Genomic DNA, 6,307 nt, shown 5'->3' with positions numbered 1-6,307 from the left:
AGGCCGTCGAACGGGCGACCGCCTACTGGAACCAGCACAAGCATCCCTTCATCTGGGGCCGACGGCGACGACATCGCGCCCCGCGCCGTCTCGGCGTCGCTGCTGCCCCAACTCTCTCAAGGACTTAGCGGATGCACCACTTAGTAGCGTACTTCGGCCTCGTCCCTCTCCAGGGTGAAGAGGAGTTCGCCCGCCTGCTCGTGCCCCCAGGAGTACAGGCGCTGATACGACGGGATATCGAGGGCGAGGCGTTCCAGAAGATCTTATTCAGCTCACGCTCATCCGCCTATGATCAGCCACGCCTGCCGTGGCGCCCGATCCGTGCACGTGTGCCGCAGCGCCGCTGCGAAAGGTCGGCTGAGCGGCGGGCAGGTTCCGGCCGGCCGCGCGCGGTCAGGCGAGGTCGTCGAGGTCGTCGAGCAGCGCCGCGATGCGGCCCGCGTCGGACTGCTCCATCACCATGGCCGCGCGCCGCTTCGCCTCGGCGATGTCGAGCCCGCGCAGGCGCCGCTTCACCGCGAGCAGGGCTCCCGGGCTCATCGACAGCTCGCGGATGCCGAGGCCGAGCAGCAGGACCGTGTAGCGGGGGTCGCCCGCCATCTCGCCGCACACCTCGACCGGGATGCCCGCGCGCCGCGCCGCCTCGCAGGAGAACTGGATCAGGCGCAGCACCGCGGGATGCAGAGGGTCGTAGAGGGAGGCGACCTGCTCGTCCCCGCGGTCGATCGCGAGCGTGTACTGGGTCAGGTCGTTGGTGCCGATGGCGAAGAAGTCGCAGACCTGGGCGAGGGCGTCGGCGGTGAGTGCGGCACCCGGCACCTCGATCATCGCGCCCAGCGGCGGCAGGGGATCGGCGATGGCCACGCCGTGGCGCACCAGCCGGCGGGCGACCTGGCGGATCATCTCGCGCACGCGCCGAACCTCGCCGGGCGTGCAGACCATGGGCAGCAGGATGCGGACCGGGCCGTGGGCGCCCGCGCGCAGCATCGCCGCGAGCTGCGTCTCCAAGAGCTGCGGCTCGCGCAGGCCGAGCCGGATCGCGCGCAGCCCGAGCGCCGGGTTCGCCGTCGCGGCGAAGCGGTCGCCCAGCGCGGAGGCGAGCTTCTCCCCGCCGACGTCGAGCGTGCGCGCCGTCACCGGATGCCCGCCCATGCCCTCGACGATCTCCCGCAGGACCCGGTACTGCTCCTCCTCCCCGGGCAGGTCGTCGCGGTTCATGTAGAGAAACTCGGTCCGCAGCAGGCCGATGCCGGCGGCCCCGGCCGCGATCGCGCCCGGCAGTTCGCGCGGGAGTTCCAGGTTGGCCTGGAGCAGGATCGGGGTGCCGTCGCGCGTGCGCGCGGGCAGGTCGACAAGGTGCCGCAGGCTCTCGCGGTCGGCCAGGATGTCGCTCTGGCGCGCACGGTAGCCGGTCATCGTCGCCGTGCTGGGGTTGACGACGACCCGGCCCTGCTGGCCGTCCACGATCACGACGTCGCCGTTGCGGATGCCGGCAGGCAGGCCCGAGGCGCCGAGAACGGCCGGCAGGCCGAGCGAGCGGGCCATGATCGCGGTGTGGCCTTCCGCACCCCCCGTCGTGGTCGCGAAGCCGGCGATCAGGCGCGGGTCGATCAACGCCGTGTCGGCCGGGGTCAGCTCCTCCGCGATCAGGATGCTGCCCGCGGGCGCGTCGGAGAAGGTCTGGTAGTTCTGCTGCAGCAGGTTGCGGAGCAGCCGGTTCCCCACTTCCCGGACGTCGGTGACGCGGGCGGCGAGATAGGCGTCATCCATCTGCTCGAAGCTGTGGGCGATCGCGTCGATCTCCGCCTGGACGGCCGCCTCCGCGTTGACGAGCTCGTCGGCGATGCGCCGCTCGACGCCCTTCGTCAGGCGCGAGCCGCCGAGCATGCCGAGATGGGCCTCCAGCAGGAAGCCGACGTCCTCCGCCGCCGTTTCCGGCAACGTCGCGGCCTTGCCCTTCAGCTTCAGGAGCTGGCGGCGGGCCTTGGCGGCGGCCTCGTGGAAGCGGGCGCGCTCGTCGGCGGCCCGCGCCGGCTCGATCGCGTAGCGCGGGGCCTTGACCGTCCGGCTCTCGACGACGTGCGCCGGGCCGATCGCGACGCCGGGCGACACGCCGAGGCCGCGCAGGACGCGCTCGGGCAGCGCGCCGGGGCGCGCCGGATCGGGCGGTGGCGCGCCGGGGCGGTCCCCTTCAGTCTTCATCGAACTTCCGCGAGATCAGGTCGACGAGGGCGGCGACCGCGGCCTGCGCGTCGGGCCCCGTCGCGTGCAGCGTGACCGAGCAGCCCTGGCTCGCGGCCAGCATCATCAGCCCCATGATCGACTGGCCGGACACCGCCATGTCGTTGCGCCTCACCTCGACCTCGGCATCGAACTGCGCCGCGAGCTTCACGAATTTCGCGGCGGCCCTGGCATGCAGTCCGCGCTGGTTGCAGATCGCGACGTCGCGGCTGACGGTGTCGGCGGGCCGGTCGGCGTCGTGCTGGGGCAGGGTCATGGAAGGTTCAACCGTCGGAAAGCAGGGTGGATGCGACGTTGATGTATTTTTGGCCGGCGTCGCGTGCGGCCATCACGGCGTGCGCCAGCGTCTCGGTGCGCCGCACGCTCGCGAGCTTGATCAGCATCGGCAGGTTCACGCCGGCGATCACCTCGATCTTGGCCTTGTCCATGATGCTGATGGCGAGGTTGCTCGGCGTGCCGCCGAACATGTCCGTCAGCACGACGACGCCGGTGCCGGCGTCGACCTCGGCGACGCTGTTCAGGATGTCGAGGCGCCTCTGCTCCATGTCGTCGTCCGGCCCGATGCAGACCGCGCGGATCCGTTCCTGCTCGCCGACGACGTGCTCGAGCGCCGCGATGAACTCCTCCGCGAGACGCCCGTGGGTGACGAGAACCATTCCGATCATGCGGTCATCCTTCCGTCCTGGCGTTCAGGGTGCGGTTGGCGGGCGCGACCGGTCGAGGTCGCGGTGGGACAGGCCGACGGGGTATCCCTGCGCGGCGAGCCATTCGGCCAGCTTCGCAGCGACGAACACCGAGCGGTGGCGCCCCCCGGTGCATCCGATCGCGACCGTCAGGTAGCTCTTGCCTTCCTGGTTGTAGCGCGGCAGCAGGGGCAGCAGGAGCTCGGTCAGTCGCTGGAAGAAGCCCGGGAAGTCGGGATCGGTCGAGACGCGTTCGGCGACCGGCGGATCGAGGCCGGTCAGGGGCCGCAGCTCGGGATCGTAGTGGGGGTTGTTCAGGAAGCGGACGTCGAAGACCAGGTCCGCCTCGCGCGGCAGTCCCTGGCGGAAGGAGAAGGACGTCACGAAGACGTGCAGCGACGGCCCGCCGCCGAGCCGGAACATGCCGGTCACGATCTGGCGGAATTCCGGGATGGAGAGCAGCGAGGTGTCCAGCACGACGTCCGCGCGTTCCTTGACGGGGGCCAGCAGCGTGCGCTCTCGCGCGATGCCGTCGGCGACCGGCCGGTCGGTCGCGAGGGGATGGCGGCGGCGCGTCTCCGTGAAACGGCGCTGCAGGACCTCGTCGGAGCAGTCCATCAGGACGAGCCGCACGTCGAGTTCGGTGCGCGCCGACAGCTCGTCGTGGCGCGCCAGCAGCGCTTCCGCGGTGAAGTTGCGCGTCCTGCTGTCGACGCCGACCGCCAGCGGGCGGGCCAGCAGGTCGCCCTGGTCGACGAGTGCCGCCAGCAGGGCGAGGGGAAGGTTGTCCACCGCCTCGTAGCCGAGATCCTCCAGCACCTTCAGCGCGGTGGAGAGGCCTGCCCCCGACATGCCGGTGATGAGGATGACGGGACGGCGCCCGGACGGCGATGGGGGCGTCATGTCCGGTCCGGTACCGGCCGCAGGCATCCGGCCGCCTGCGCGGCCGCGGCCAGCCGCAGCTTCGCCGCGGCGGAGGCGTGGAAGGGGTGGAGCGCCAGGCGCCGGACGGCCACGCCCAGCAGCTCGGCCGTCTCGACCTCGGGCAGGCGCTCCGCCTCGCCGGCGGCCGGCAGCAGGTCGACGACCAGGCCGACCGGCGCGTCCTCGGCCGCGTCCATGGGCATGAGGCCGACCCCACGCACCTCGATCAGGCCCGCGAGCGGGCGGGGCGCGCGGGCGCGCAGCTCCTGCCCGTCGCGGTCGAGTTCGACCTGGTCGTCGGCGACGAGTCGCGCGCCGCCGTCGATCAGCCGCAGGGCCAGATCGGACTTGCCGCTGCCGGACGGGCCGCGCAGCAGCACGCCCAGCCCCGAAAGCAGCACGCAGGTGCCGTGGATCCGTTGCATGGTAGGGCGGAGGTTGGGGCGTGGACCGGCCGCTGTCAATGGGCCGCTCTCGTCCCGCGCTCCGGATTCCGACCGCGCCCGGAACCGATCAGTGCAGCAGCAGGTCGGTGCCGGTGTATCTGAGATCGCCGGGCGTGATCAGCGGGTTGGAGGCCACCTTGACCGAGTGCAGCTTGCCGTCCAGCTCGCGCTGCCAGAAGCCGAGGAACCTGCGCAGGATCGGGTAGTCGGGGGCGATGTCCATGTCCTGCCAGATGAAGCTCTGCAGGAGGCCCGGATGGTCGGGCATGTGGTAGAGGATCTCCGCGAGCGTCAGCCGATAGTCCTTGAGTTGCAGACCGAGGTTTGCCATCCCGTCGCTCCCATCGCCGTTGGTCCTGCTGCTCCTCCGGGGTGCCGCGGGCGGCGTTCGCCCCGCCCCGTTCTCCCGAGTCTGCCACCAGTCGGCGCCGTCCGCAACATTAACGCAATGAAATCAAGGGGTTAGCAGCATAGAAGCGTGATTGCTGCCAGACCTTCACGTCCCCTCTTGAAAGCTTGATCGGTTTCGATTAGCTCATTGGCACTCGACGGGGCCGAGTGCTGATGGACCCGTCGCAGTGTGGATCATGACATCCTATAGGGGAGGTCCCTGATGAAGTTCCGTCCGCTGCATGACCGCGTGGTCGTTCGTCGCATCGAGGGCGACCAGAAGACTCCCGGCGGCATCATCATTCCCGATACCGTCAAGGAGAAGCCCCAGGAAGGGGAGGTGGTTGCGGTGGGACCCGGCGCTCGCGACGAGGCCGGGAAGGTTCAGCCGCTCGACGTCAAGGCCGGCGACCGGATCCTGTTCGGCAAGTGGTCCGGCACCGAGGTCAAGATCGACGGCACCGAGTACCTGATCATGAAGGAGTCCGACATCCTCGGCATCCTCGAGGGTACGGGCGCCGCCGCGAAGGCCGCCTGAAGCGCTTGCAGGGCAAGTGGCTGATTTCTAGCGAGGGATAACGGAAGATGGCTGCGAAGGAAGTCAAGTTTTCGGTCGAGGCGCGCAACAAGATGCTGCGCGGCGTCGACATCCTGGCCGACGCGGTGAAGGTCACGCTGGGCCCCAAGGGCCGCAACGTCGTGATCGAGAAGAGCTTCGGTGCGCCGCGCATCACCAAGGACGGCGTCACCGTCGCCAAGGAGATCGAGCTCTCCGACAAGTTCGAGAACATGGGCGCGCAGATGGTGCGCGAGGTCGCGAGCAAGACCAACGACCTCGCCGGCGACGGCACCACCACCGCGACCGTGCTGGCCCAGGCCATCGTGCGCGAGGGCTCGAAGGCGGTCGCCGCCGGCATGAACCCGATGGACCTCAAGCGCGGCATCGACATGGCCGTCGAGGCCGTCGTCGAGGACGTCAAGAAGCGCTCGCGCAAGGTCGAGACCGGCGCCGAAGTGGCCCAGGTCGGCACCATCTCCGCCAATGGCGAGCGCGAGATCGGCGACATGATCGCCAAGGCGATGGAGCGGGTCGGCAACGAGGGCGTGATCACGGTCGAGGAGGCCAAGAGCCTCGAGACCGAGCTCGAAGTCGTCGAGGGCATGCAGTTCGACCGCGGCTATCTCAGCCCGTACTTCGTGACCAACCCCGACAAGATGATCTGCGAGCTGGAGAACCCGTACATCCTCCTGCACGAGAAGAAGCTGTCGGGCCTGCAGGCGATGCTGCCGGTGCTCGAGACGGTCGTCCAGTCCGGCCGTCCGCTCCTCATCGTCGCCGAGGACGTCGAGGGCGAGGCGCTGGCCACCCTGGTGGTCAACAAGCTGCGCGGCGGCCTCAAGGTGTCGGCCGTCAAGGCGCCGGGCTTCGGTGACCGCCGCAAGGCGATGCTGGAGGACATGGCGATCCTGACCGGCGGCCAAGTGATCTCCGAAGATCTCGGCATCAAGCTCGAGAACGTCACGATCGACATGCTCGGCACCGCCAAGAAGGTCGTGATCAACAAGGAGAACACGACCATCGTCGACGGCGCCGGGTCGAAGGACGACATCCAGGCCCGCTGC

The 6,307-nt window shown here is 69.8% G+C and carries 8 protein-coding genes; 2 read left to right on the top strand and 6 right to left on the bottom strand.

Annotation, left to right across the window (positions count from 1 at the left end; translation table 11 throughout):
- Positions 1-393: 393 nt before the first annotated feature.
- The 6 genes from ptsP to VGO20_RS05905 form a co-directional block, all read right to left on the bottom strand.
- Entirely contained in the window at positions 394-2,202 is a 1,809-nt protein-coding gene (gene ptsP / locus VGO20_RS05930) for a phosphoenolpyruvate--protein phosphotransferase (protein ID WP_327501382.1), read from the bottom strand.
- Positions 2,192-2,497: an HPr family phosphocarrier protein gene (locus VGO20_RS05925; RefSeq protein ID WP_327501381.1), complete on the bottom strand. Its 306-nt coding sequence runs from the start codon at positions 2,495-2,497 to the stop codon at positions 2,192-2,194. Before VGO20_RS05925 ends, ptsP begins: the two co-directional genes overlap by 11 nt.
- Before the next feature lie 7 nt (positions 2,498-2,504).
- Positions 2,505-2,906 carry a PTS sugar transporter subunit IIA gene (locus VGO20_RS05920; protein WP_327501380.1) on the bottom strand — a complete coding sequence of 134 codons (402 nt, stop codon included), beginning with the start codon at positions 2,904-2,906 and terminating at the stop codon, positions 2,505-2,507.
- 24 nt (positions 2,907-2,930) lie between these two features.
- Positions 2,931-3,827 carry an RNase adapter RapZ gene (gene rapZ / locus VGO20_RS05915; RefSeq protein WP_327501379.1) on the bottom strand — a complete coding sequence of 299 codons (897 nt, stop codon included), beginning with the start codon at positions 3,825-3,827 and terminating at the stop codon, positions 2,931-2,933.
- A complete protein-coding gene (locus tag VGO20_RS05910; RefSeq protein WP_327501378.1) occupies positions 3,824-4,273 on the bottom strand; it encodes an HPr kinase/phosphorylase in 450 nt (149 codons plus the stop codon). The genes rapZ and VGO20_RS05910 overlap by 4 nt, the downstream gene beginning before the upstream one ends.
- Before the next feature lie 88 nt (positions 4,274-4,361).
- Positions 4,362-4,625, bottom strand: coding sequence for an usg protein (locus VGO20_RS05905; protein WP_327501377.1), 264 nt, complete (start codon positions 4,623-4,625; stop codon positions 4,362-4,364).
- A gap of 282 nt (positions 4,626-4,907) precedes the next feature.
- Here VGO20_RS05905 and groES point away from each other — a divergent pair, with 282 nt between their 5' ends.
- Positions 4,908-5,222: a co-chaperone GroES gene (groES, locus tag VGO20_RS05900; RefSeq protein WP_327501376.1), complete on the top strand. Its 315-nt coding sequence runs from the start codon at positions 4,908-4,910 to the stop codon at positions 5,220-5,222.
- A 47-nt stretch (positions 5,223-5,269) separates the two neighbouring features.
- Positions 5,270-6,307, top strand: a 1,038-nt coding sequence (gene groL / locus VGO20_RS05895) for a chaperonin GroEL (protein WP_327501375.1), incomplete at its 3' end; no start/stop codon positions are given.

The sequence above is a fragment of the Arenibaculum sp. genome, assembly GCF_035998295.1.
Classification (GTDB): Bacteria; Pseudomonadota; Alphaproteobacteria; order Azospirillales; family Azospirillaceae; genus DASYHS01.
The sequence above is the reverse complement of the archived record's forward strand: the minus strand, read 5'-3'. Positions and strand labels throughout refer to the sequence as shown.

Excerpts from the sequence above, each read along its gene's own strand:
- ptsP (WP_327501382.1), bottom strand. The coding sequence starts at position 2,202 with ATGAAGACTGAAGGGGACCGCCCCGGCGCGCCACCGCCCGATCCGGCG.
- VGO20_RS05925 (WP_327501381.1), bottom strand. The coding sequence starts at position 2,497 with ATGACCCTGCCCCAGCACGACGCCGACCGGCCCGCCGACACCGTCAGC.
- VGO20_RS05920 (WP_327501380.1), bottom strand. The coding sequence starts at position 2,906 with ATGATCGGAATGGTTCTCGTCACCCACGGGCGTCTCGCGGAGGAGTTC.
- rapZ (WP_327501379.1), bottom strand. The coding sequence starts at position 3,827 with ATGACGCCCCCATCGCCGTCCGGGCGCCGTCCCGTCATCCTCATCACC.
- VGO20_RS05910 (WP_327501378.1), bottom strand. The coding sequence starts at position 4,273 with ATGCAACGGATCCACGGCACCTGCGTGCTGCTTTCGGGGCTGGGCGTG.
- VGO20_RS05905 (WP_327501377.1), bottom strand. The coding sequence starts at position 4,625 with ATGGCAAACCTCGGTCTGCAACTCAAGGACTATCGGCTGACGCTCGCG.
- groES (WP_327501376.1), top strand. The coding sequence starts at position 4,908 with ATGAAGTTCCGTCCGCTGCATGACCGCGTGGTCGTTCGTCGCATCGAG.